We start from the raw sequence: 24,112 nt of genomic DNA on the forward strand, positions 1-24,112 counted from the left end.
CTCGTCAGCAACGCATTGCTGTTTAGCGTCACTATAATAGCAACGTTTCAGCGAACGTACGAATTTTGTTCGATGAGTTAATTTTGCTGAACAGATAAGTAATTTATGCAGCCGGGCCGGTTCAGGCTAATCCTTCGGTAATGACAATCGTTGCGTCAGCAATATCAGCACGCGCGGCACGCGCCTGCTGATATTCGGGTGAGTGGTAACACGCCACGGCCGTCTGATAATCGGGAAACGCGATTAACACATGCCGGCCATAGCTCTCGCCTTCCAGCGTCAGCGCCTGCTCGCTCCGCGCGAGAAATGTTGCCTGATATTTATTAAAGGCCGCCGGTGCAAGATCCCGGTAACGCTGATAGCGCTCAGCATCATGCACCGTCACGTGTGCTATCCAGTAAGCGGTCATGGTTACTCCTCCGTTGTCAGAATCGTTTTTGCCAGCTGCGCAGCTTCCGTCAGATGCTGTATCACCGCTTCTCTGGCCTGCTGCGGATCGCTGGCTTCAACTGCTGCACAGATACGCGACATACGTTCAAATCCGGCAACCTGGCGTTCAGGGCTGCGCAGCGTCATGGCGCGCAGCCGGCTGATACGGCTGTTGAGCCGCTGCACGATTTCCCAGGCGATATGATGCTCCGCAATCGAAAACAGCGTTTCATAAAACGCCTGAGACGCTTCAACCCGTTCAATATCGTCATGATGTTCAGATGCTCTGGCAATTCGCATCAGCCGGGTGTGCAGCTTCTGCTTATCTTCCGTTGTGGCTTTGCGGGCGCAATCTTCTGCAGCTGCAGATTCAAGCAGCTGACGTATGCTGTAGATCTGCTGCGCAATCTCCCAGGTGAGCCGCGCCACAATAGGCCCTTTTTTAGGCAGGTTTTCGATCAGTCCTTCCGCTTCAAGATAACGGATCACTTCCCGCACCACGGTACGACTGACGCCCAGCTCATCACACAATGAGCGTTCAACCAGACGATCGCCTGCTTTAAAATAGCCTGAGATGATTGCCTGTCTTACTTTGACCAGCGCCAGTTCCCGCAGTGTCACCGGCGTGTTTTCAATCCTTAAGGAGTGAATCGCAATCATGATCTTCCCTATTGTCCCGCGTTAAGAACCGTTGCGCGAAGCCCCCTGCGCGCGCTCTTTTTTACTATTAGCACTGTTCCGGCAGTTAACGCAACGTCGCGGACGTGGCTGCAACAGAGTCTGAGGTCATAAAGCCCTCAGCGGCGCTGTGATTTAGTCTGACGCCGCCATACCCGGAATTTGTTATTGCTCACATTTTTATCACTTAGCGCTGAAGTATTCCCTTTTCCCGCGCGGGCTTTAAAAATAATGCAAATTTATCAATCACATGATTTTTTTTCCGCTGCGCTGGCCTGCATCACTTTTATGATGCCAGTCACACTCCGATAGCTGATTTTCTACCCGCTAAAACCTGCACTGGCAGCCCGCTAAAAATGGCCCAGGACCGCGTCTGGCGCATCCTGGCGCATAAAAAGCAGGCAGTTAAGGTATGACTGTATGATGGTATACCATGTTTTGACATCCCAAAAGCGGCGATGCTATACCCCTTTCACCAGTAGCAATTAACAAACCGTTAACTTGAAAGGGGTTTACATGCATCCGGATATTCGTAAAACCGTCGTCACCACTGAAACCGTGTATACCGATGGCGGCAAAGCGGCGGGCACGCCGCTGGTGATGATTGCCGCTGCAGCCGTGGTCAAAAATCCGTGGGCTGGCAGAGGCTTTGTTGAAGATCTGGCACCAGAAATCCGTGAGATGGCGCCGGTATTAGGCGAATTGCTGACCGGATTAATCGTTAAAGAAGCGGGGGGCGGCGATCGCGTGGTCGCCTATGGCAAATGTGCCGTTACCGGACTGAACGGCGAGCTGGAGCACGCCTCAGCGCTGATTCATACGCTGCATTTTGGTAATCACTACCGTTCTGCGGTGCAGGGCAAAACCTATCTGGCATTCAACAATACGCGCGGCCCGGCCAACACCCCGATTCTCGTCCCGATGATGGGAACAGAAGATGAGGGCTCGCGCGAACATTATCTGACCATGCAGTTCACCATCAATGATGCTCCGTTCAGCGACGAGATCGTGATTGCGCTGGGCGCTGCGCTGGGCGGCCGCCCGCATCATCGCATCGGTAACCGTTATCTTGATCTTAAAGAGCTTGGCCATGATCAGAAAAATCCAGCCGCTGTCTGAGGCGTCAGCGCAGGTCAGCTATCTCGAAGCGGGAGCCGGCACTCCGCTGGTGCTGATTCACGGCGTGGGCATGAATGCGGAAGCCTGGTTTCCCCAGATAGCGGTACTGAGCCGCCATTTTCGGGTTATCGCAGTGGATATGCCCGGGCATGGCGACAGCACAGGCTTCGGGCATCACGCGACGCTGACCGACTACGTTTCCTGGCTGGCAGCCTTTCTCGCCACTCAGCCAGAGCAGCGTTTTGCGGTTGCCGGGCACTCAATGGGTGCCCTGATCACCGCCGGACTGGCAATTGATTATCCGCACTCTGTCAGCCGCGCCATCGTCATGAGCGGCGTCTTCAGGCGCTCAGCTGCGGCCCGCGCTGCGGTCCTGCAGCGCGCTCACGAGCTGGCAAGCGGTGATGTCCAGCTGGATGCGCCACTGGAGCGCTGGTTCAGCGCCACCCCGGAGGAGCAGCCGCTGCGTCACAGAGTCGGCGAGTGGCTGCAGCAGGTCAGCCCGGCAGGCTATGCGCGCGCCTATCAGGCGTTTGCTGAAGGCGACTCGCTGTATGCCGATCGCTGGGCAGAGATGCGCTGTCCGGTGCTGGTCATGACGGGCGAACTGGATGCCAACTCCAGTCCGGAAATGACACGCCAGATGGCCGGCGCAGCACCTTACGGTGAGGCGGTGGTTATCGATAACGCCAGACACATGTTGAATCTGACCGATGCTGAACGGGTCACGCAAGAGATGCTCTCTTTCCTTGAGCCGGTTGCAGCCCCCGTCACGTCACAAGAGCCTATTCAGGAGTAACTTATGGACGCAGATAAACGCAGAGAGTTGCGCGACGCCTTTGGCGCCTTTATGACGGGCGTAACCGTGGTCACGACCCGGGATGCTAAAGGTGAGCCGATTGGTTTCACCGCAAACTCTTTTTCATCGGTATCACTCGACCCGGCGCTGCTGCTGGTCAGCATCGACAAACGTTCGGCTAACTTTGAACATTTTACGCAGTGCCGCCATTTTGCCGTCAATATTCTGGCAGAACAGCAGAAAGAGACGTCAAACGTGTTTGCGCAGAAAATTGCCGACCGGTTTGCGCGCGTCAGCTGGCATCGCGGAGAGCAGGGCACGCCGCTGATTGATGAGAGTTCGGCCTGGTTTGAGTGTTCGCTGCATCAGGTGATTGACGCGGGAGACCACGCAATTCTGATTGGTAACGTGCTGCAGTTCGCTTCCAGCGGCACGGCGGGTCTGGGCTACTATCGCGGCGCCTATTTTACCCCTTATCAGCAGGCAGAGTCGCTGATTAGCGGGCCGGATGTTGTGGTCAGTGCGCTTATCGAGTCCGCCGGTAAGGTGCTGCTGGTCAGGCAGTCAGAGGGGTATGAGCTACCGGCACAAACCATGCGCGGCCGCAGCGTCGATGAAACGCTGACGCAGGTATTCAGCACGCTGCAGATTGCCGCCAGTCCGGGCTTTATCTACTCCATGTGGGAGGATCGGCAGAAAAAGCAGCAGCATATTGTCTTTTTATGCGCTCAGCCCACCGGCGGTACGCTACCCGCAGTTGACCAGGGAGAGTGGCGCGATCTGCAGGATCTGGCTGCAGTACCGGTGGCTAACGGTGCGCTGCAGGCGCTGCTGGGACGCTACATGCGTGAATATGCGGCGGGTAATTATGGCCTCTATTACGGCGATGAAGCGCAAGGTTCGGTGCGCCAGTTCTCTGTGTCAGCCCATCAGGAGGTGGTATGAAGCTTTCTCTGTTTCTGCATATGGAGCGCGTCTCGGCTGATGATGCACAGGATAAGCTCTACGAAGAGATGATGACGCTGTGCGAAATCGCCGATCGCGGCGGGCTGCATGCGATCTGGACCGGTGAGCATCACGGTATGAACTTCACCATTGCACCGAACCCTTTCATCAATCTGGTGGATATTGCGCACCGCACCCGACATGTGCGCCTCGGTACCGGCACCATTATTGCGCCGTTTACCCATCCGATTCGCCTTGCCGGTGAGGCGGCAATGACCGATATCATCACTAACGGACGGCTGGAGCTGGGTATTGCGCGCGGCGCCTATGCGTTTGAGTATGAGCGTCTGCTGCCGGGCCTTGATGCCTGGGGAGCCGGTCAGCGCATGCGGGAGCTGGTGCCGGCAGTAAAAGCGCTCTGGCGCGGTGATTATGCTCATCAGGGCGAGTTCTGGCAGTTCCCGTCCACTACGTCCTCGCCGTTACCCAAACAGCAGCCGCATCCCCCCATCTGGGTGGCTGCCCGCGATCCCAACAGCCATGAGTTTGCCGTTAAGCAGGGTTGTAACGTGCAGTGCACGCCGCTGCATCAGGGAGACGAGGAGATTGTGCGCCTGATTACCACGTTTAAAGAGGCGTGCCGGGAATACGCTCCGGAGCAGCCGCTAAAAATTATGCTGCTGCAGCACGGTTTCGTGGCGGCGGATGAAGCGGATGCACAGCAGGCAGCGCAGGAGCTGAACCGCTTCTACCACTACTTTGGCGCCTGGTTTAAAAACGAGCGTCCGGTGACGCAGGGGCTTATTGCGCCACTCAGTGATGAAGAGATTGCCGCTAACACTTATTACAGCGCGGAAAAAATGCGCCAGAACCTGGCTATCGGTACGGCGGACGAAGTGATCGCCCGGCTGAAAAACTATGAAGCACTGGGCTATGACGAATATGCGCTATGGCTCGACAGCGGTATGACCTTTGAGCGCAAAAAAGCTTCGCTGATGCGCTTTATTGAGCAGGTCGTTCCGGAATTCCACTAAGCGGAGAGAGAGATGGACGCGTTTAAACTCTATATTGACGGGCAGTTTGTAACCGGCGCAGCCTCGTTCACATCCCTGAATCCGGCGACCGCAGAGCCCTGGGCAACCATCGCCGGCGCAGAACAGCAGGAGACTGACCGCGCGGTGGAGGCGGCTGCCCGCGCGTTTACGTCAGAGGCATGGCGCGCGCTTACCGCCAGCGCGCGCGGTAAACTGCTGCTGCGGCTGGCCGATCTGATTGAGCGGGATGCGGCGCGGCTGGCACGCATTGAAACGCTGGATACCGGCAAAATTATTCGCGAGACGCAGGCGCAGATCGCCTATGTGGCGGAGTATTACCGCTATTACGCGGGCATGGCCGACAAAATGGAGGGGGCCACGTTAAGTATCGATAAGCCCGATATGGAAACGTGGGTCAGACGTGAGCCGGTGGGCGTGGTGGCGGCAATCATCCCCTGGAACAGCCAGCTGTTTCTGTCAGCGGTTAAAATCGGCCCGGCGATCGCCGCTGGCTGTACGCTGGTAGTGAAGGCAGCAGAGGTGGCTCCGGCTCCCCTTCTGGCGCTGGCAGAACTGATTGATGAAGCGGGTTTTCCGCCCGGCGTGATTAACGTCATCACCGGCTTTGCTGAGCAGTGCGGTGCACGGCTCACCGCACACCCGCTTATCGATCATATAGCTTTTACCGGCGGCGCAGAAACCGCACGCCATATTATACGCGGCAGCGCGGAGAATCTCGCCAGCACCTCACTGGAGCTGGGGGGCAAGTCACCGTTTATTGTTTTTGCCGATGCCGATCTGGAGAGTGCGGCGAACGCTCAGGTGGCTGCGATCTTCTCAGCCTCGGGTCAGAGCTGCGTTGCAGGCTCGCGCCTGCTGGTAGAAGCCAGTATTAAAGAGGCGTTTATTGAAAGGCTGGTGAGTAAAGTGCGCAGCATTGTGATCGGCTGTCCGCAGCAGCCTGAAACGCAGTTTGGCCCGCTCTGCACGCTGCGCCAGAAACAGAACATTGAACAGGTCGTCAGCCGCACGCTGGAGCAGGGCGCTAAGCTGATTATCGGGCATGAGCCTGTTCACAAGCCTGGCTTCTATTATCCGCCTACTATTCTTGATTGCAGCAGCGTACCGGCAGCAGAGAGTGTCGTGCAGGAGCTGTTTGGTCCGGTGCTTTCGGTGCTGACTTTCAGCGGGGAAGCGGACGCGCTGCGGCTGGCTAACGGCACCGAATATGGTCTTGCCGCCGGCGTCTTTACGCAAAATCTGACGCGCGCGCATCGCATCACGCGCCAGCTGCGCAGCGGTGTGGTCTGGCTGAACACCTATCGGGCAGTCTCACCGCTGGCACCCTTTGGGGGCTATGGCAAATCAGGATTCGGGCGCGAGGGCGGCACTGACGCCGCGCTGGAGTACACCACAACCAAAACGGTATGGCTGCGCACCAGCGATGAGCCCATCGACGATCCATTTATCATGCGTTAATTCCCTTTCCGGCGCTGGCCATTCACATCCCCGCCCGCCGGATCGCTAAATATCAGGAGTCTTACCGCCAGCAGTTTCTCCTGCGAGAAGACGAGACGCACATCGTCGGGATGGCTATGGCATGACAACGCCAGTGATGTATCTGCAACACATAATAATTCTGCATCTCAACTGGAGGGTAAGGTGGAAAAATCATCACGTCAGGGGCCGTTTATCGAGAACAAGTCGGTGGATTATGTGCCGGTGTCTGAGCGGCACGGCAAATCGCACAGCCTGTTCACGCTCTGGTTCTGTACCAATATTGCTCCGCTGGCGGTGGTCAGCGGGGCGATCGCAACCGAAACGTTTCATCTTAATGTAATTTCCGCGCTCTCTGCGATTATCGCCGGCCATCTCTTTGGTGGCATCTTTCTTGCGCTGACCTCAGCGCAGGGGCCGAAAACCGGCATTCCGCAGATGGTACAGAGCCGCGCGCAGTTCGGGCGCTATGGTTCGCTGCTGGTAATCAGTTTTACTACCGTGATCTATCTGGGGTTCTTTATCTCCAATATCTCGCTTTCGGGCCGGGTAATTAACAATGTCATTCCGGCGCTGCCGGTGGCGAGCGCAACGATTTTAGGCGCCGTGCTGGCAACAGCGATCGGCGTGATAGGTTACCGCTTTATTCACCGGATCAATAAAATTGGCGCATGGATCATGGGCGCGGCCCTGCTGCTGGGACTGACGCTGATGCTATCGCAGCCACTACCGGCAGACTTCTGGCAGCGCGGATCGCTGAGCGCGGCAGGCTGGTTCGGGACCTTTTGCATTGGTGCGGTGTGGCAAATCAGCTTTTCACCTTATACCTCAGATTATTCGCGCTATCTGCCTGCGGATGTGGGGATCGCCCGTCCTTTCTGGGCGACTTACCTCGGCGCCTGCGGCGGAACTATCCTGGCGTTTGTCTTTGGCATGATGGCCGTCAGTATTGCTCCGGCGGATGACGCCATGATGGCGGTGCGTCATGCCACCGGCTGGCTGGGACCGCTGCTGATGATCCTGTTTCTGGTGAATATCATCTGTCATAACTCCATGAACCTGTACGGGGCGGTGTTATCGCTGATAACGGCCGTGCAGACCTTCCGTCCGCACTGGACGCCGGGGGCGGCGGTGCGGCTGGTGGTGTCCGCTCTGGTATTGACAGGCAGCATTTTGATTGCGCTGGCGGCGTCGCAGAACTTTGTCGCATTTTTTATCAACCTGATTCTGGCGCTGATCGCCGTACTGATCCCGTGGATTGTGATCAACCTGCTCGACTTCTACTACGTCAATAAACAGCACTACGACGTGGCAGCCATATTTCAGGCGGACGGAGGACGCTATGGGCGGCTTAATACACAGGCGCTGCTGGTCTATTTTGCCGGGATCCTGGTGCAGGTTCCTTTCATCGAAAATGCGTTTTTCTCCGGTCCCTATGCAAAACTGATCCCGGGCGTGGATATCTCATGGATTATCAGTCTGGTTGTAACCAGCATCGCCTATCCGCTGTTTCATCGCAGGCATCAGCCGGTATTGACCGTACTGCCTGAAAGCAAAGTGTAATAACCGGGCAGGGATGCCCCGGTCTGCTTCCCGCTTTAGCAACGAACGTGCTGTTGTCTGCGACCTTCTCATGCACGGCAACCGCACGCAACAGAGGTGCGATTTATGCGGGATACCTGCTAACATAGCGCGCGGCAGCGGCGCGCTGTCGTCTGGTTAACCCGGTATAAATATTATGATTACGCCGTGCGAATAACGCGCGGCGAATGGAGCTATGGCACTGATGTTGCAAGATTTAGGCATTATCGATTTATGGACGTTTCTGGCAGGTGCGCTGGTGATTATTCTGTTACCCGGCCCGAACAGCCTCTATGTTTTACGCACCGGCATGGGCCGCGGCATGAAAGCTGCGTCTAAAGCGATTGCGGGCGTCATGGCAGGCGATCTGATCCTGATTTTTCTTGCCTGGGCAGGGGTTGCTACGCTGATCCGCACCAGCCCGCACATTTTTATGATGGTGCGCTATCTGGGCGCGATGTTTTTACTTTATCTGGGTATCAAAATCATCATGGGCGCACTGCGCCAGCGCGCGGATGCGCAGCCTGCTGAGCCGGTCAAAGCAGAAAACTACTTTCTGCGTGCGGTACTGCTGGGGGTGACTAACCCTAAAGCTATCCTGTTCTACGTCTCTTTCTTTATTCAGTTTATCGACCCCAAAGTCACTCATACCGCGCCGGCGTTCGCCACGCTGGGTGCGCTGATCCAGCTTATCAGCTTCAGCTACTACTCCGTGCTGCTGGTGGCGGGCGCGGTGATGGTCCGCTTCCTGCGCAGCCGCACGCGGCTGGTTAAATTTGCCAACATGCTGACCGGTATGCTGTTCTTTGGTTTTGCCGTCCGGCTGGTGAGCGCCCAGAGCTGATGGCAAACACGCACGCTGCGGAGAGATAAATGATAGCCAGACAACGTCAGGCGGATGCCCTGCTGGTGAGCACCACGCTCATCGCGGCATTTGGCTGGATCTGCTCACGCGAAGCGATAGCTGGTATGCCCGCGCTGGCCTTTGTTGCGCTGCGCTTTCTTTCGGCCAGCGTGGTACTGCTGCTGCTGTGCCGTGCCGCCGAGCTGCGCCATACGCTGCGGAATATCAGGCCGGTTCTGATGAGCGGGCTGCTGCAGTCTGCTTATATGCTGCTGTGGATTTATGCCGTCGCCACCACGCGCTCGCTGGGTGAGGGGGCTTTTATTATGAGCCTCTCAATGCTGTTTGTGCCGCTTTTTGCCTGGGTTATTCTGCGCAGCCGGCCGGCGCGTGCGTTCTGGCTCTCCCTGCCGGTGGGCATCGCGGGGCTGGCGCTGCTGACGCTCAGGCAGGATCTCCATTTTGAACTGAGCCAGCTCCTGTTCCTCGGCGCCGCGCTGGTTCAGGCAGTCTACTTCTGTTTCACCACCCGCTTTGCCGCGACGGTCCCTGTCTGTCCGCTGGCCACGGTACAGCTCGCCTGCACCGGTGCGGTGGCGGGCGTGCTGTCGCTGTTTTCTGAAAGCTGGCCGCAGGAGATCACGCTGGCTTCCTGGAGCTGGCTGGCGGCCAGCGCGCTGCTGGCGACCAGCCTGCGCTTCTGGCTGCAGCTGAAAGGACAGAGCATGACCAGCGCGGCAAATGCCGCACTGATCATGATCCTGGAACCGCTGCTGACGGTGCTGGCGGCGGCCCTCTGGTATGGCGAAGCGATGTCGGCCCGGCAGATGCTCGGCTGCCTGCTGATATTACTGTCGCTGCTCTATTACCGTCTGCAGCAGGCGAAAGCGCTGGCGTAATCGCTTAAGCAAGGCGATACAGCGCATCGCTTACCGCATTAAACAGCCTGTCAAGTTCGTCAGGCTGAGCAGAAAACATCGGACCAAACTGCAGCGTGTCGCCGCCAAAGCGAACATAGAATCCCGCCTTCCATAACAGCATGCCCGCTTCAAAAGGGCGCAGCGTGGCATCACCTTCACGCGGCGCCAGCTGAATCGCCCCGACCAGCCCGCAGTTGCGAATATCCACCACGTGCGGACAACCGCGCAGCGCGTGGAGCTGCTGTTCAAACAGCGGTGCCAGTTCAGCCGACTGCGCTATCAGCGACTCCTTTTCCAGCAGGTCAAGCGTGGCGATAGCCGCTGCGCAGGCGACCGGATGGGCGGAATAGGTATAGCCATGCGCAAACTCCACCGCATGCTCTGGCAGCGGCTGTGACATATAGGCGTGATAGATTTCGCTGCTGGCGGCCACGCCCCCCAGCGGGATGGCGCCGTTGGTGATCTGCTTGGCAAAGTTAAGCAGATCCGGCGTCACGCCAAAGTACTCTGCGCCGGTCCAGCGTCCCATGCGGCCAAAGCCGGTGATCACCTCATCAAAAATCAGCAGGATGTTGTGCTGCGTGCAGATCTCACGCAGGCGCTGCAGATAACCCCGTGGCGGAATGATGGCTCCGGCGGAGCCGGAAAGCGGCTCAACAATCAGCGCGGCGATGTTTGACGCATCGTGCAGCTCAATCAGTTTCAGCATCTCATTGGCCAGCGCCTCGCCGCCGGTTTCAGCCTGACCCGGCGTGAAGGCGAGGTCGCTTTGCAGCGTATGCGGCAGGTGATCCACATCCATAAACTGACCAAACATTTTGCGGTTGCCGCCAATGCCGCCGAGGCTGGTGCCGGCGATGTTCACACCGTGATAACCGCGGGCGCGACCGATCAGTTTGGTTTTGGCCGGCTGGCCTTTGGCGCGCCAGTAGCCGCGCGCCATTTTTACCGCGGTGTCTGCCGCTTCAGAACCGGAGCCGGTGAAAAAGATATGGTTGAGATCGCCCGGCATGTACTGCGTGATACGTTCTGCCAGCTGAAACGAGAGCGGATGGCCATACTGAAAGCCGGGGGAGTAATCAAGCACGCCGAGCTGCCGGCTTACCGCCTGCTGGATCTCACTGCGCGTGTGACCAGCGCCACAGGTCCACAGCCCTGACAGACTGTCATAAATGTGTCGCCCTTGATCATCGGTAAGCCAGCGTCCCTCCGCTGCCACGATAAAGCGCGGATCGCGCTGGAAATTACGATTGGCGCTGGAGGGCATCCAGTGCGACTGCAGGTTCAGGGAAGCGGTATCTATGCGTTCGGACATGGCGGGTTCTCCAGAGTGTATAGCCAGAGTTTGCAATCAGGCATCGGTTAAGTTAAATGCTAATTAACTTAAGTTTAGTCAGCGGAAAACTCACCTGAATGAAACCTAAAACCCTGGCGCAGGTTACCGATTTCGATCTGCGTCTGCTGCGGCTGTTTAAAGTCGTTAGCGAATGCGGCAGCTTTACGGCTGCCGAGAGCAGGCTGGGCATTACCCGTTCGGCGATCAGCCTGCATATGAGCGATCTGGAGAAGCGTCTCGGGATGCGGCTCTGTCAGCGCGGAAGGGCGGGATTTGCCCTGACGGATGAGGGGCGCGAGATCCTGCGCCACAGCGCCAGCCTGATGGCGGCGGTTGAGGATTTTCGCCAGCAAATAAATCAGATGCATAAACAGCTGCGCGGTGAACTTAATATCGGCATTATCAATAATCTGGTGACGCAGCCGCGTATGCAGATTACGCAGGCGCTGGAAGCGTTACGCGAAAAGGGTGCGGAAGTCCGCATTAATATCAGTATGCTTACGGCCGCTGATATTGAGCAGGGTTTGCTTGACGGACGTCTGCACGTGGGCGCACTGCCCTATACCGCGCCGGTGTCGGGCCTGGTCTATATGCCGCTCTATGAAGAGATCTCCTGTCTTTACTGCAGCAGTACGCACCCGCTTTTCAGCCAGGCGCATGAGGCGGATCCAGCGGTGCTGCATCGCTATGAAGCGATAGCGCCTGGCTACCGTCTGAGCGCGGAAGCCGCTGCCCTGCATCGGTCGCTTAACTGTACGGCCACAGCCTCTGACCGGGAAGGTATCGCTTTTCTGATCTTAACCGGACGCTATATCGGCTTTCTGCCCGATCACTATGCGGCACGCTGGTGTGAGCTGCAGCAGATGCGTGCAATTGCGCCTTCGCGGCTGCGCTTCGGCAGCCAAATCGCGATTGTGACCCGGCAGGGAGAGCGCCGGAATGCCATTCTGCAGCATTTTCTGGCAGCAGCAGGCGCGGAAAATGAAGCTGCCACACTATCATAATTACAACATACTGTTAGTTGATCAACTAACTCATTAAGCTTCAGTGTCGGCTGGTCCGATCGGGCATTCGTCGTGGCATGTTTCACAGCGAGGATAAGACGGTATGAAGCAGGGCAGCATTGCGCTGCCCTGCAGAGAGGTTATGCCCGTACAGGCTCACCGCGCACCGGGCGCTCGCCGGCAACATAGTAGTCGGCAGTGCTGCGTGGCAGCGGATCGCGACCGCGAATGTTATCCGCAATCTTCTCGCCAATCATAATGGTTGTCGCATTCAGGTTGCCGGTAATGATCAGCGGCATGATGGAGGCATCGACCACGCGCAGCCCCTGCAGGCCATGCACGCGACCTTCACCATCGACCACGGCCATCTCATCGCTGCCCATTTTACAGGTGCCGCAAGGGTGGTAAGCGGTTTCACCATGGTTACGCACAAACTCATCCAGCTGCTCATCGGTCTGGCAGTCGATTCCCGGACTGATTTCGCGACCGCGATATTTATCCAGCGCCGGCTGGTTGATGATTTGACGCGTAATGCGAATCGCATCGCGGAACTCATGCCAGTCCTGTTCATGCGACATGTAGTTGAACAGAATGGCCGGATGGCGGCGCGGATCACGTGATTTGATCCGCACGTGACCCCGGCTTGGCGAACGCATAGAGCCAACATGGCACTGGAAGCCGTGCGCTTCAACCGCGTTAGAGCCGTTGTAGTTAATGGCAACCGGCAGGAAGTGATACTGGATGTTAGGCCAGTCGAACTCTTCCCGGCTGCGAATAAAGCCGCCGCCTTCAAACTGGTTGCTGGCGCCGACGCCGGTACCGTTGAACAGCCATTCGGCGCCGATTTTCGGCTGGTTCCACCACTTCAGCGCCGGATAAAGAGAGACCGGCTCTTTGCACTCATACTGCAGATACATCTCCAGGTGGTCCTGCAGATTCTCACCCACGCCGGGCAGGTCGTGCACGACCGGAATATCAAACTGCTGCAACAGCTCTGCCGGACCGACACCTGAACGCTGCAGGATCTGCGGCGAGGCGATGGCGCCAGCGCACAGCAGTACTTCACGCCGCGCATAGACCGTTTTCGGGGTGTTACTGCCGCCCTCAAGGTATTCAACGCCGGTCGCGCGCTTGCCGTCAAACAGAATGCGATCGGTGGTCGCATGGGTAATGATCTTCAGGTTCGGACGTTTCTTCGCGGTATCAAGATAGCCGCGTGCTGTGCTGGAACGGCGGCCTTTTGGCGTAACAAAGCGATCCATCGGGCCAAAGCCTTCCTGCTGATAGCCGTTCAGATCGTCGGTGCGCGGATAACCCGCCTGCACGCCTGCTTCAATCATTGCCGCAAACAGGACGTTGTTATCCGGCTTACAGGTGGTGATGCTGACCGGACCTTCGCCGCCGTGATAGTCATTTGCGCCGATATCACGCGTTTCTGACTTGCGATAGTAGGGCAGGCAGTCGAGATAGCTCCACTGCTCAAGACCGGGCGCTTTGGCCCAGTTATCGAGATCCATCGCATTGCCGCGGATATAGCACATGCCGTTGATCAGCGAAGAGCCACCCAGCCCTTTACCGCGCCCGCACTCCATGCGGCGGTTATTCATATAAGGTTCCGGCTCGGTCTCATACGCCCAGTTGTAGCGCTTACCCTGCAGCGGGTAAGCCAGGGCCGCAGGCATCTGAGTGCGGAAGTCAAAGCGGTAATCGGGACCACCCGCCTCCAGCAGCAGTACGTTGACATTGCTATCTTCGGTCAGACGGGTAGCCAGTACGTTTCCTGCGGATCCGGCTCCGATAATGACGTAATCAAATTCCATTAGTCGCTCCTCAGGTAAGCTCAATTAAAATACTGACTGAAAACGGGTCATTTCGATCTGCACCGATTTAACCTGGGTGTAATTCTGCAGCGTCATCACGCCGTTTTCACGGCCGATGCCGGAGTGCTTATAGCCGCCTACCGGCATTTCAGCGGCGGATTCACCCCAGGTGTTGATCCAGCAAATACCGGCTTCAATCTGGTGAATAACGCGGTGCGCGCGGTTAAGATCCTGCGTGACCACGCCCGCGGCCAGACCATATTCGGTGGCATTAGCGCGACGCACGACCTCTTCTTCGCTCTCATAGGTGAGAATGGACATTACCGGGCCAAAAATCTCTTCCTGTACGATGGTCATTTCGTCGCGGCAGTCGGTAAAGACGGTTGGTTCAACCCACGCGCCCTGATCAAATTCAGCGCCGCTCATGCGCTTACCGCCGCACAGCAGCGTAGCCCCTTCGCTGATGCCCGATTCGATATAGCGCATTACGTTGTCGCGATGGGCAAAGCTCACCAGCGGACCAAAGTTCGTGGCCGGATCGGCGAGGTCGCCCGCTTTGATACGCGCCACGCGTTCGCTGATTTTGGCCTCGAATTCCGCTTTTATCGCTGCGGGAATAAAGACGCGGGTGCCGTTGGTGCAGACCTGACCGGAGCTGTAGAAGTTTGCCATCATGGCGATGTCAGCAGCGAGGTCGAGATCGGCATCATCAAAGATAATCAGCGGAGATTTACCGCCCAGCTCCATCGTGACATCTTTCAGTGTCGAGCCGGCAGCGTTTGCCATCACTTTCTTACCGCTGGCCACGCCGCCGGTGAAGGAAACTTTGTCGATACCAGGATGATCGGTCAGCAGCTGACCGGTCACCGCGCCGCGTCCGTTCAGCACGTTGAAAACACCATCCGGCACGCCGGCCGCGGTGTAGATCTCAGCCAGCTTCAGCGCGGTCAGCGGAGTGACTTCACTGGGTTTGAAAATCATGGCGTTACCCGCAGCCAGTGCCGGTGCCGATTTCCACAGCGCAATCTGGATGGGATAGTTCCACGCGCCGATCCCGGCCACCACGCCGAGCGGTTCGCGGCGGGTATAGACAAAAGAGGTGTCGCGCAGCGGGATCTGCTGGCCTTCCAGTGAAGGGATCAGCCCGGCATAGTACTCCAGTACATCAGCACCGGTGACAATATCTACCGCCTGGGTTTCGCTGAACGGTTTACCGGTGTCCAGCGTTTCGAGTTCCGCCAGTTCGTCATTACGTTCACGCAGGATCTCCACCGCACGCCGTAAGATGCGCGAGCGCTCCATCGCCGTCATCGCAGCCCAGATTTTCTGGCCTTTTTTCGCGGCTTCAACGGCGCGATCGACATCCGCACGCTCAGCTTCATGGACTTCTGCCAGCACATCGCCATTAGCAGGATTGATACTCTGGAAGGTGTTACCTGCTGCAGAGGGGACAAATTTGCCATCAATGTAGAGGTGCTGTTCGGTGAATCGGGACATGGTTTCTCCTTCCTCAGTGATTCGGTGAGTCAGCCAGTTGCTGACGAATAAATTGGGTGGTAAGCGTTCTGGCAATCGCTAAATCAAAGGGCTTGCCACTCAATGCGGCACGCAGCCACAAGCCATCAATCATAGAAGCCAAACCGTAAGCTGCCAGTCGGGCCTGCTCGCGCGGCATTTCCCGGCGAAACTCTGCAGCCAGGCTGGAGAACAGGCGGCGACTGCTGACCCGCTCTAACCGGCCCAGCTGCGGCTGATGCATGCTGCTTGCCCAGAAGTCGAGCCACGCTTTCATGGCGGCACTGTGCAGCTGGGTATCATCAAAGTTACCTTCCACAATGGCCAGCAGGCGCGCTTCGATGCTGGCGTCTGCCAGCGGTTTAAGCCGCATGGAAACGGCTTCGCGCAGCTGGCGCGTGACATCACGCATGGTGGCTTCGAGCAGGCCATTTTTATCTTTGAAATAGTGACTGATGATGCCGGTAGAGACGCCAGCCCGTCGGGCAATTTGCGCGATGGTGGCGTAGTTAATCCCTACGTCGTTGATGGTATCAAGCGTCGCATCAATCAGTTGCCGGCGACGTATCGGCTGCATTCCTACCTTTGGCATCACTACCGCTCCACCTCAAATCGAGACACCTATTAAAACTTTTTTTGATTGCACGTTCAATATAAAAAAGAAAGTTGTTAGGATGGTGTGCTTCGTTTGTTACAAAAGCCAAACGGTGAGCTACGCTTGGTAGCGATTTATCACCGTGCCCAACTAACGGAGGTAAAGCAGAGAGTACAACAACAAGATCAGCCACACTGATCGCATCAATTTATTGAGTAGTTACAGGAAATTAACCAGAGGTTATCGATGATTAATCCACCTGCCAGTGAAAAGGACAGAATTAATCCCGTGGTGTTCTTCACCTCGGCCGGACTGATTCTGACATTTTCACTTGTCACCATTCTCTATAGCGACCTTGCGGGCGCCTGGATCCAGACAGCAGTAAACTGGGTCTCAACCACGTTTGGCTGGTATTACATGCTGGCCGCCACGCTCTATATCGTTTTTGTGGTCTATATGGCCTGCTCGCGCTATGGCGCGATTAAGCTCGGGCCGGAGCAATCCAAACCGGAGTTCAGCCTGCTGAGCTGGTCGGCGATGCTGTTTGCCGCCGGTATCGGAATCGATTTGATGTTTTTCTCCGTTGCAGAGCCGGTGTCGCAATATATGCAGCCGCCGGAGGGGGCCGGACAAACCATAGAAGCGGCGCGTCAGGCGATGGTCTGGACGCTGTTTCACTACGGGCTGACCGGCTGGTCAATGTACGCATTGATGGGGATCGCGCTCGGTTACTTCAGCTACCGCTATAATCTGCCGCTCACCATTCGCTCAGCGCTCTATCCGATCTTTGGTAAACGCATCAATGGACCGATTGGCCATACCGTGGATATCGCTGCGGTAGTCGGCACCATTTTTGGTATCGCTACCACGCTGGGTATCGGGGTAGTGCAGCTGAACTATGGCCTGAAGGTGCTGTTTGACGTCCCTGAAGGACTGACCGCGCAGATGGCGCTGATTGTCCTGTCGGTGATCATTGCGACGATCTCCGTCACATCGGGCGTCGACAAAGGTATCCGGATCCTGTCTGAGCTGAACGTGGCGCTGGCGCTCGGCTTGATCCTGTTTGTGCTGTTTATGGGCAAAACAGACTTCCTGCTGAACGCGCTGGTGCTGAACGTTGGCGACTATATCAACCGCTTTATGGGGATGACGCTGAATACCTTTGCGTTCGATCGTCCGACCCAGTGGATGAACAGCTGGACGCTGTTTTTCTGGGCGTGGTGGGTCGCCTGGTCGCCGTTTGTTGGCCTGTTCCTGGCGCGTATCTCACGCGGCCGCACCATTCGCCAGTTTGTGCTCGGCACGCTGATCATTCCCTTTACGTTTACGCTGCTGTGGCTCTCTGTATTCGGTAACGCCTCGCTGTATGAAATTATTCACGGCGATGCCGGCTTTGCGCAGGAAGTGATGGCGCATGCCGAACGCGGTTTCTACAGTCTGCTGGCGCAATATCCGGCGTTTAAACTCAGCGCGTCCGTTGCCACCATTACCGGGATGCTGTTCTACGTTACCTCAGCAGATTCCGGTTCGCTGGTGCTGGGTAACTTCACCTCAAAGCTCAAGGATATCAACAGCGATGCGCCTAACTGGCTGCGCATCTTCTGGTCAATTGCGATTGGGGTGCTGACCATGGGCATGCTGATGACCAACGGGATTTCTGCACTGCAGAACACCACGGTCATCATGGGGCTGCCGTTTAGCTTTGTGATCTTCTTTGTGATGGCCGGCCTGTGGAAATCGCTGAAGGTAGAAGATCATCGCCGCGCCAGTGCCGTGCGTGAAACCGCGCCTTATATTCCCTCAAGCAGCGATCGCCTGAGCTGGAAGAAGAGGCTGTCGCGCCTGATGAACTATCCGGGCACGCGCTATACGCAGCGGATGATGGAGACCGTGATCTATCCGGCTATGGAAGATGTGGCAAAAGAGCTGGAGCTGCGCGGGGCGCGCGTCATGCTGGAGAAAATGCCGGCTGAAGAGGGACAGGCGCTGGGGCACCTTGAGCTGCGCGTTGATCTGGGTGAAGAGCAGAGCTTTATGTATCAGGTCTGGCCACAGCAATATTCAATTCCCGGCTTTACCTACCGCGCCCGCAGCGGTAAATCGCACTACTACCGGCTGGAGACCTTTTTACTGGAAGGAAGCCAGGGCAACGATTTGATGGACTACAACAAGGAGCAGGTGATTATCGATATTCTCGATCACTATGAGCGTCACCTGAACTTTATCCATCTGCATCGTGAAGCACCGGGCAGTAATCTGACCTTCCCCGAGATGTAACCCTCCGGGCAGCTGCGACCATGCAGCTGCCCGTTTTCTTTTCTCTCCGCCTCGCGCATTCCTGTCTGAGAGCTAGACTCACTAGCTGCTGTTAAGGGGAATTCTATGAAACTGGGTTTTGCGTGTAAGTATTTCGATCATGAGGCGAAGCAGCCTTTTCCATTCAAAAGCACCACCCGTACCCGCTTTCTGGGCATGCAGGGTGATGCCGCCGCCACGCTGCTAATTGGGCTGGCCCGTACTAACCTCACCAATCTTTATGCTCTGCTGGAACAGCTCGCCACGCTGCCTGATGCACTGCGCATGATGCGTATCGGCAGCGATCTGCTGCCGCTCTATACCGTTCCGCAGGCTACGCCACTCTACCGCGAGGCGATGCCGGAGCTGGCGCCGCTCTTTGCCCGCTGTGGCGAACTGGCGCGCGCCAGCAATATTCGGCTCTCGTTTCATCCCGGACAATATACCGTGCTGGCGTCTGATAATGAGGGGGTGGTGGAGCGTGCAATTGAGGATGTTGAATATCATGCCACCTGTGCCGTTCTGATGGGCTATGGACAGCGTTTTCAGGATTTTAAAATCAATATCCATATGAACGGCAAAAAGGGGTTTGCTGGTTTTCGCGATGCATTTATGCGGCTCAGCCCTGAGGCGCGTAATATGCTCACGGTAGAGAATGATGAGGTTTCCTGCGCGCTGGATGATGTGCTTCAGGCGCGCGAGCTGTGCGCGGTGGTGCTGGATATTCACCATCACTGGGTAAAAGAGAATGCCTTTATCAAACCTGACGATGGCCGGATTGCACAGATTATCGACTCCTGGCGCGGCGTGCGTCCGGTACTGCACTACTCGATTGCGCAGGAAGGATTGATCCCCGATAGCGGTTTTCCCGATCAGAACGCGCTGGCAGCCTCCAAAATGAAGCTGCGCGCGCATTCGGACTACTTCTTTAATCAGACGCTAAACGACTGGGCGCTCTCGTTTGACCGGTTCGATATCATGTGCGAAGTCAAAATGAAAAACCTCGCCCGCGACCGGCTCTATTTCTATGCGCTGGAGCGCGGTGGTCACGCTACGGCGCCGTGATCACAATAGCGACGCGGCGGTTCTGCGCACGCCCCTGCGAGGTACTGTTGCTGGCAACCGGCACCCGCATACCCAGCCCGCGCGTCACAATATTCGCGCGCGGGACGCCGCTGCCGGCGGCCCACTGCTGCGCGACGGCATTGGCGCGTTTAAGTGAAAGCTGCTGATTATAGCCCGCTTCACCGTAGTTATCGGTATGACCATCAATGCGCAGATGCGTAATACCGGTAGCTGCCAGCAGGCTTGCCGTGGAGGCGATGCGCTGTTTACTGGCCGCGGTAAGGTCTGACTCATTAATGCCAAACAGGATGCGGTTGGGTAATCCCAGCCCCCAGCCTTCGCTGTTCTGACTAAAGCCCTCCTGCTGCAGCGCTGCAACCTGGGCACGGGTAAAGCCGCCGGACTGGCAGCCCGCGCAGGTGAGTATCAGCGCCATCAGGCAACAATAGATTTTCACAGCCGATCCTTATTCAGTTTTTTGTTTTTATACATATGCAAATCTGCCCGCTCCAGCAGTGAGGCCACGCTGTCGCCAGATTGCGCCCAGGCGTAGCCGATGGTGACTGAGGTGGTAATAGTGCGGTCTTCACTGAGCGCGATAGGCTGGCGTACCGCATGCTGTATGGCATCCCGGAGCGCCTGCAGCCGGGCAGGCGTAGTGCGGCTGGTGAGGACAATCGCAAACTCATCGCCGCCCATGCGTGCAACCAGATCGCCTTCAGAGACCAGGGCGGCCAGGCGTTCGCCGGTTGCTTTCAGCACTTCATCCCCGGCAGCGTGTCCCCAGCTGTCATTAATGTATTTAAAGCGGTCACCATCCAGAAACAGCAGCGCAAAGCGCGGCGGCGTTAACGGACGATCGAGCAATTGCGCCAGCCGCGCTACAAAAGCAGAACGGTTCGCCAGACCGGTAAGCGGATCCGTCAGGGCTTTTTCTGCCAGCGAGCGGTTATCGCGCAGCAGCGATGCTTTCAGCGTCTGCATCTCACTCAGCAGCGCGTTCAGATCGCTGGAGAGCAGCTGAAACTCATTGATCGGCTCAGGCGGCACGCGCTGAGCAAAATCACCGGTGCGGATCACATAGTGAATCGCGCGCGTGATAGTGCGCATGGAGAGCAGAATGCCGCGATGCAGGAACTCACTCAGCATAAAAGAGATCACCAGCACGCACAGCATACCGCAGGTCAGGATCAGGATGGAGTAGTGGATAAATTCGCTGGCGCCGTTCACCGTTCCGGCCAGCGTCAGGCTGCCGGCCCGCGTGCCCGCGTGCTGTATCTCCACGGTAATCGGGCTGGCGTAGATCCACTGCCGCAGCTGTTTTTCATAGAAGCCGCTGTGCTCGCGGCGGTTGACCCAGTCAACCAGTACGGTATGGCTGGCGGTGACCAGCTGCGCCGACGCAAACATCCCTTTGTCACCCAGCATGGCAATCTTACTGTGCGCATCATAGCTGTCTTCAAATACCGTTGCCGCAGTAAGACTGGTGCTCAGCGTGGTTGCCGTCAGCGCCAGATTGCGGTTTTCGTAACGCTTAATAAAGTAGAGAGAGGTCGAGGTCATCAGCAGCCAGCACAGCAGCAGGATCACCGCCGCATTTATGGTGCTGATGCGGCGCAGGCGACCGCGCAGTGATGAACCCTGACGTTTTCTCAGTAAAAATTTCATCTTATTGGTTCTCTTTACGCGACAGCATCAGCACATCGGGACTGACTTTGACGCCGCTGCGTGCCAGTGAATCGAGATTCACCGAAAAACGGGTACGTTCCTCACCAAAAATCATACAGAAAGTGGCGCCGGTTGCGCAGTCAGGGTTATTTTCCGCCATGCTGAGCACCGCTTTATCAGGCATTGCTGCCAGAGCAGCGTGCTGCTGAGCCGGAGTTTCCGTGCCGAAATAGACCGCGTCGCAGTGCAGCGCGGATAACCTGCCAGCGCTGTCAGCGCGCACGACGCTGAACGGCGTGGCAGGCGGCGCGTCGGCTGATGAAAGCGTGAGGTGTCGGGCGGAGGCCAGGATGCAGAGCTGCGGCACCTGCACCGGAGGTGGCCAGCGGGTAAAACTCAGGATACCGCTGACAATGCGGTTAGCGCGATTGTCAGCGGCAGTATGCTCAGCGGCGTATGCCATCGGCCAGCTAAGCAGCACCAGCAGCGCAGGCAGTGCGCAGCACAGCCAAAGGCAGGATCCTTTTGAATACGGGGCAGGAAATCCTTTTATCTGCATGGCACTCTTCCTGATCAGTAAAGCCGGGATAGTACCATTTACGCCATGAAATGCGTAACCAGTACGGGATGAAGCTTTTTAACCGGTCTATTGCCACCGCTCATTTGTAGCCACAGGTTGTGCGAGCCGCGACGTTAACTCCACGCCAGCGGCCGAACCGCGGCCAGCGTTTGCGGGCAGACGATGCCTGCATGTTTCAGCATCTTGCGTGATAACTCAGCAGTACAGTCATAAGTATTCACTACCGTTGATCTATTTTGAAAACGATTTTGCCAGTCAGTGAATTGTTTTTTAGAGGCAAATATTTCATGGCTAAACTCTGCAGCCTGTAGCATTAGCGCGTGAGCATAGGCACGCAGAGTCACAGGAGATGAGTCTTCAGTGCCAAAATAAAAACTGGAAGAGAGACGGGCAAATACTCCCGCAAGGCAAAGAAAATATTCTGCTTTTGCTCGCGGGAAAGCATCCGCAATTTCAAAGGCTTCCAGAATTGCCTGCACATGCTGTGATGTAAGCTGGCTCCACTCCTTTCCGGGGCTCAGCACATGATGAAACTGCGCTTCCAGCGCGATTTGTATCTCGTTATCGACCATTTTTTCAGATGAATTCTTTTTCTCCGTTGCGCGTACAAAAGCTTCTCTGAACTCACCCAGTTCAAGCAGGTTCAGCAATCTGCCAAAACTGATTTTTTGGCTTTCCGCCAGAAAAGGAGCGAGAAATTGGGGGAAATCGCGGCGAAAGAGGTTTTCCAGATTAATATCAACCATTCTTAGACAGCTATGTGGAGTGCTCATTTGATAAAAATGGTTCCAGACAGGATTTAGCGGATCGGGCCTCAGCATGCCGCGCATAGTGTCAAGGCTCATTAACAGCACCGGCCCATCTGAATTTACGGGTAGTAGTACCAGATTAACGGCATCGCTCTCCAGCAGGTTCACCAGTGCAGGTTCAGAAAGCGGGTTGGAGCGGTCAAAATGCTCGAATCTGGTATAGGGTGCAGCCCGGCTCTTATTAAGATATCTGTGGTAAGAGAGTTGAGCACGAGCAGCCAGTTTTTTATCAAAACTATCTATTCCTGAGAAAGCATCTATCAAATAGTGAAAGGTCGGGTTATCACGTGTCTGAAATATTGTGTGATTTTCAAGGAAGCTAAATAACTTTTCCGCTTCGTGAAGCAGTGAGGTAACGTTTTTATCAGCTCCAGGATGATTATATGGTTGTAAACATTCATTAATGATGCTGGCAAGCCACTCTCTGATTTTTGAGTCAAAAATAAATGGCTCTTTGCTAAACACTTCAAGTATTGGCAGTGCCGTGCTGACTAGTTGCTGTAATATAATGTGCTGACGAGATAATTCCTCTATTATTTCATAAGCCAGCTGGATTTTTAAATCGGCAAATCGATTATTGATGCTCTGCAATGCCGTTAATGGCGTTCTTTTGGTGTTGTTATGATGATTAAAGAATAAAATGATATCCCTCTCATCGTCAGAGAGTCTGGAAAAATCAAGCTGCATTGAACTATTTTCAAATATGACTTGTGAAAGATCATGCTCTGTGATATCTCGTTTCCCAAGAGAGCTGTAGCTAAAATCAGCCTTTTCGAACATATCTTTGGGGATATATATATCATCCAATTTCAGCTTGCGAAAATTGATATGCTTATCTTTAGTTAAAAGAGAGTCGGTTGCCGGGAGTTTTTTATGCTCACGCAGAAGGCGTGCTCGCTGATCGAGCGTAATTCTGAAACTGCACAATTCTTCATAGCTATTTCGTCTGAAATCTGGTGTTCCACCGGCATTAAATAAATTAACGGCTTCATCGACCATATGTAATGGAAGGGGGGCGTCCATGGAAATAACATCAGGCAATTTGTATCTTAATGAGCCACGCACAGTCCCTTCATTATCCACCTCTCTTCTTTTAATATTGCACCGCCCAAGAGAGATGCCTGAAGTATGTTCACGGTAAAGAGTTGCTATTAAATGTGACTTTTTCATGAAAGTATACTTAGTGCTTTCTTTTTCAAAGAGTTGCCAAGCATTTACTACGGACTTTAAACGGGCCCAGATTGATTCAGGCGGGTTTAATATATCTACCAGCGCATTTATCTCTGGCCGGAAATGCGCTGTTGCTTCGCAAAGTGAAAGTTTATTAAGAGGGTTTTTTTCCATAGTTAATATCGCCCTGAGGTTGGTGTGAAAATTATGCCTTTACTGTTTTGCAGTTAGAGGGAGGGTTAGTGAGTCGGTAATACAATTCCTGGATGCCGCCAAAGGGGTATAAAACCGGATGTGAAGAGAGTAACCACGTTAGATGAACGCCTAATACAGTAAATCGCTCATAAAAAAATTAATTATGTGGTTTATTGTGAAATAGCAGATCTATTTCGGGGGAGCAGCAGGCCAG

At 55.6% G+C, this 24,112-nt stretch carries 21 protein-coding genes; 11 read left to right on the forward strand and 10 right to left on the reverse strand.

The annotated features are described in order from the left end of the window. Positions 1-121 precede the first annotated feature (121 nt). Positions 122-409 carry a DUF1330 domain-containing protein gene (locus tag C1Y41_RS15670; protein ID WP_040113562.1) on the reverse strand — a complete coding sequence of 96 codons (288 nt, stop codon included), beginning with the start codon at positions 407-409 and terminating at the stop codon, positions 122-124. A 2-nt stretch (positions 410-411) separates the two neighbouring features. Then, positions 412-1,089, reverse strand: coding sequence for a GntR family transcriptional regulator (locus C1Y41_RS15675; RefSeq protein WP_040113561.1), 678 nt, complete (start codon positions 1,087-1,089; stop codon positions 412-414). A 534-nt stretch (positions 1,090-1,623) separates the two neighbouring features. On the opposite strand from C1Y41_RS15675, the gene C1Y41_RS15680 reads away from it, so the two are divergent. The 8 genes from C1Y41_RS15680 (at position 1,624) to C1Y41_RS15715 (ending at position 9,825) form a co-directional block, all read left to right on the forward strand. After that, positions 1,624-2,226 carry an amino acid synthesis family protein gene (locus C1Y41_RS15680; RefSeq protein ID WP_040113559.1) on the forward strand — a complete coding sequence of 201 codons (603 nt, stop codon included), beginning with the start codon at positions 1,624-1,626 and terminating at the stop codon, positions 2,224-2,226. Further along, positions 2,198-3,025 carry an alpha/beta fold hydrolase gene (locus C1Y41_RS15685; RefSeq protein ID WP_071668374.1) on the forward strand — a complete coding sequence of 276 codons (828 nt, stop codon included), beginning with the start codon at positions 2,198-2,200 and terminating at the stop codon, positions 3,023-3,025. The genes C1Y41_RS15680 and C1Y41_RS15685 overlap by 29 nt, the downstream gene beginning before the upstream one ends. 3 nt (positions 3,026-3,028) lie before the next feature. Next, positions 3,029-3,970, forward strand: a complete 942-nt coding sequence (locus C1Y41_RS15690; protein WP_104085811.1) for a flavin reductase family protein — start codon at positions 3,029-3,031, stop codon at positions 3,968-3,970. Further along, positions 3,967-5,004, forward strand: coding sequence for an LLM class flavin-dependent oxidoreductase (locus C1Y41_RS15695; RefSeq protein WP_040113552.1), 1,038 nt, complete (start codon positions 3,967-3,969; stop codon positions 5,002-5,004). Before C1Y41_RS15690 ends, C1Y41_RS15695 begins: the two co-directional genes overlap by 4 nt. A 12-nt stretch (positions 5,005-5,016) precedes the next feature. Next, on the forward strand, positions 5,017-6,483 hold the full coding sequence (locus C1Y41_RS15700) for an aldehyde dehydrogenase (protein ID WP_040113550.1): 1,467 nt from the start codon (positions 5,017-5,019) through the stop codon (positions 6,481-6,483). Positions 6,484-6,666: 183 nt separating this feature from the next. Then, positions 6,667-8,064 (forward strand): cytosine permease, encoded by a 1,398-nt coding sequence (locus tag C1Y41_RS15705; RefSeq protein WP_071668371.1) that lies wholly within the window; start codon positions 6,667-6,669, stop codon positions 8,062-8,064. Positions 8,065-8,287: 223 nt separating this feature from the next. Beyond that, positions 8,288-8,926: a leucine efflux protein LeuE gene (leuE, locus tag C1Y41_RS15710; protein ID WP_040113891.1), complete on the forward strand. Its 639-nt coding sequence runs from the start codon at positions 8,288-8,290 to the stop codon at positions 8,924-8,926. A 32-nt stretch (positions 8,927-8,958) separates the two neighbouring features. Then, on the forward strand, positions 8,959-9,825 hold the full coding sequence (locus C1Y41_RS15715; protein ID WP_104085838.1) for a DMT family transporter: 867 nt from the start codon (positions 8,959-8,961) through the stop codon (positions 9,823-9,825). A gap of 4 nt (positions 9,826-9,829) precedes the next feature. Here the strand turns inward: C1Y41_RS15715 and C1Y41_RS15720 are convergent, their stop codons facing one another. Beyond that, entirely contained in the window at positions 9,830-11,161 is a 1,332-nt protein-coding gene (locus tag C1Y41_RS15720) for an aspartate aminotransferase family protein (RefSeq protein ID WP_040113546.1), read from the reverse strand. 98 nt (positions 11,162-11,259) lie between these two features. On the opposite strand from C1Y41_RS15720, the gene C1Y41_RS15725 reads away from it, so the two are divergent. After that, positions 11,260-12,186: a LysR family transcriptional regulator gene (locus tag C1Y41_RS15725; protein WP_104085812.1), complete on the forward strand. Its 927-nt coding sequence runs from the start codon at positions 11,260-11,262 to the stop codon at positions 12,184-12,186. Between the two features lie 140 nt (positions 12,187-12,326). Here C1Y41_RS15725 and betA read toward each other — a convergent pair whose 3' ends face one another. The 3 genes from betA to betI are packed head-to-tail and all read right to left on the reverse strand — an operon-like array spanning position 12,327 to position 16,113. Further along, the gene (betA, locus tag C1Y41_RS15730; protein WP_071668369.1) at positions 12,327-14,006 is read right to left on the reverse strand and encodes a choline dehydrogenase; all 1,680 of its coding nucleotides are present in this window, start codon (positions 14,004-14,006) and stop codon (positions 12,327-12,329) included. A 24-nt stretch (positions 14,007-14,030) separates the two neighbouring features. After that, positions 14,031-15,503, reverse strand: coding sequence for a betaine-aldehyde dehydrogenase (gene betB / locus C1Y41_RS15735; RefSeq protein WP_104085813.1), 1,473 nt, complete (start codon positions 15,501-15,503; stop codon positions 14,031-14,033). A 13-nt stretch (positions 15,504-15,516) separates the two neighbouring features. Continuing rightward, positions 15,517-16,113, reverse strand: a complete 597-nt coding sequence (gene betI, locus C1Y41_RS15740) for a transcriptional regulator BetI (protein ID WP_104085814.1) — start codon at positions 16,111-16,113, stop codon at positions 15,517-15,519. Positions 16,114-16,362: 249 nt separating this feature from the next. Here betI and C1Y41_RS15745 point away from each other — a divergent pair, with 249 nt between their 5' ends. Further along, positions 16,363-18,393 carry a choline transporter gene (locus C1Y41_RS15745; RefSeq protein ID WP_104085815.1) on the forward strand — a complete coding sequence of 677 codons (2,031 nt, stop codon included), beginning with the start codon at positions 16,363-16,365 and terminating at the stop codon, positions 18,391-18,393. Between the two features lie 105 nt (positions 18,394-18,498). Next, the gene (locus C1Y41_RS15750; RefSeq protein WP_104085816.1) at positions 18,499-19,476 is read left to right on the forward strand and encodes a UV damage endonuclease UvsE; all 978 of its coding nucleotides are present in this window, start codon (positions 18,499-18,501) and stop codon (positions 19,474-19,476) included. Here C1Y41_RS15750 and C1Y41_RS15755 read toward each other — a convergent pair. The 4 genes from C1Y41_RS15755 to C1Y41_RS15770 all read right to left on the reverse strand — a co-directional run bounded on the left by C1Y41_RS15755 (position 19,463) and on the right by C1Y41_RS15770 (position 23,877). Next, positions 19,463-19,933, reverse strand: coding sequence for an OmpA family protein (locus C1Y41_RS15755; RefSeq protein WP_369826821.1), 471 nt, complete (start codon positions 19,931-19,933; stop codon positions 19,463-19,465). The two genes, C1Y41_RS15750 and C1Y41_RS15755, sit on opposite strands and share 14 nt — an antisense overlap. Then, positions 19,930-21,144, reverse strand: coding sequence for a diguanylate cyclase domain-containing protein (locus C1Y41_RS15760; RefSeq protein ID WP_071668366.1), 1,215 nt, complete (start codon positions 21,142-21,144; stop codon positions 19,930-19,932). The genes C1Y41_RS15755 and C1Y41_RS15760 overlap by 4 nt, the downstream gene beginning before the upstream one ends. Before the next feature lies 1 nt (position 21,145). Next, complete coding sequence (locus tag C1Y41_RS15765; protein ID WP_040113531.1) at positions 21,146-21,703, reverse strand: YfiR family protein; 558 nt, start codon at positions 21,701-21,703, stop codon at positions 21,146-21,148. Between the two features lie 134 nt (positions 21,704-21,837). Then, complete coding sequence (locus C1Y41_RS15770) at positions 21,838-23,877, reverse strand: hypothetical protein (RefSeq protein ID WP_104085817.1); 2,040 nt, start codon at positions 23,875-23,877, stop codon at positions 21,838-21,840. Positions 23,878-24,112: the final 235 nt, after the last annotated feature.

It is taken from the genome of Pantoea sp. ICBG 1758, assembly GCF_002928325.1.
In the GTDB taxonomy this organism is placed as follows: domain Bacteria; phylum Pseudomonadota; class Gammaproteobacteria; order Enterobacterales; family Enterobacteriaceae; genus Pantoea; species Pantoea eucrina.

Excerpts from the sequence above, each read along its gene's own strand:
- C1Y41_RS15725 (WP_104085812.1), top strand. The coding sequence starts at position 11,260 with ATGAAACCTAAAACCCTGGCGCAGGTTACCGATTTCGATCTGCGTCTG.
- C1Y41_RS15750 (WP_104085816.1), top strand. The coding sequence starts at position 18,499 with ATGAAACTGGGTTTTGCGTGTAAGTATTTCGATCATGAGGCGAAGCAG.
- betI (WP_104085814.1), bottom strand. The coding sequence starts at position 16,113 with ATGCCAAAGGTAGGAATGCAGCCGATACGTCGCCGGCAACTGATTGAT.
- C1Y41_RS15760 (WP_071668366.1), bottom strand. The coding sequence starts at position 21,144 with ATGAAATTTTTACTGAGAAAACGTCAGGGTTCATCACTGCGCGGTCGC.
- C1Y41_RS15690 (WP_104085811.1), top strand. The coding sequence starts at position 3,029 with ATGGACGCAGATAAACGCAGAGAGTTGCGCGACGCCTTTGGCGCCTTT.
- C1Y41_RS15700 (WP_040113550.1), top strand. The coding sequence starts at position 5,017 with ATGGACGCGTTTAAACTCTATATTGACGGGCAGTTTGTAACCGGCGCA.
- betA (WP_071668369.1), bottom strand. The coding sequence starts at position 14,006 with ATGGAATTTGATTACGTCATTATCGGAGCCGGATCCGCAGGAAACGTA.
- C1Y41_RS15745 (WP_104085815.1), top strand. The coding sequence starts at position 16,363 with ATGATTAATCCACCTGCCAGTGAAAAGGACAGAATTAATCCCGTGGTG.
- C1Y41_RS15765 (WP_040113531.1), bottom strand. The coding sequence starts at position 21,703 with ATGCAGATAAAAGGATTTCCTGCCCCGTATTCAAAAGGATCCTGCCTT.
- C1Y41_RS15670 (WP_040113562.1), bottom strand. The coding sequence starts at position 409 with ATGACCGCTTACTGGATAGCACACGTGACGGTGCATGATGCTGAGCGC.
- C1Y41_RS15680 (WP_040113559.1), top strand. The coding sequence starts at position 1,624 with ATGCATCCGGATATTCGTAAAACCGTCGTCACCACTGAAACCGTGTAT.
- C1Y41_RS15675 (WP_040113561.1), bottom strand. The coding sequence starts at position 1,089 with ATGATTGCGATTCACTCCTTAAGGATTGAAAACACGCCGGTGACACTG.
- betB (WP_104085813.1), bottom strand. The coding sequence starts at position 15,503 with ATGTCCCGATTCACCGAACAGCACCTCTACATTGATGGCAAATTTGTC.
- C1Y41_RS15695 (WP_040113552.1), top strand. The coding sequence starts at position 3,967 with ATGAAGCTTTCTCTGTTTCTGCATATGGAGCGCGTCTCGGCTGATGAT.
- C1Y41_RS15720 (WP_040113546.1), bottom strand. The coding sequence starts at position 11,161 with ATGTCCGAACGCATAGATACCGCTTCCCTGAACCTGCAGTCGCACTGG.
- leuE (WP_040113891.1), top strand. The coding sequence starts at position 8,288 with ATGTTGCAAGATTTAGGCATTATCGATTTATGGACGTTTCTGGCAGGT.
- C1Y41_RS15770 (WP_104085817.1), bottom strand. The coding sequence starts at position 23,877 with ATGGAAAAAAACCCTCTTAATAAACTTTCACTTTGCGAAGCAACAGCG.
- C1Y41_RS15685 (WP_071668374.1), top strand. The coding sequence starts at position 2,198 with ATGATCAGAAAAATCCAGCCGCTGTCTGAGGCGTCAGCGCAGGTCAGC.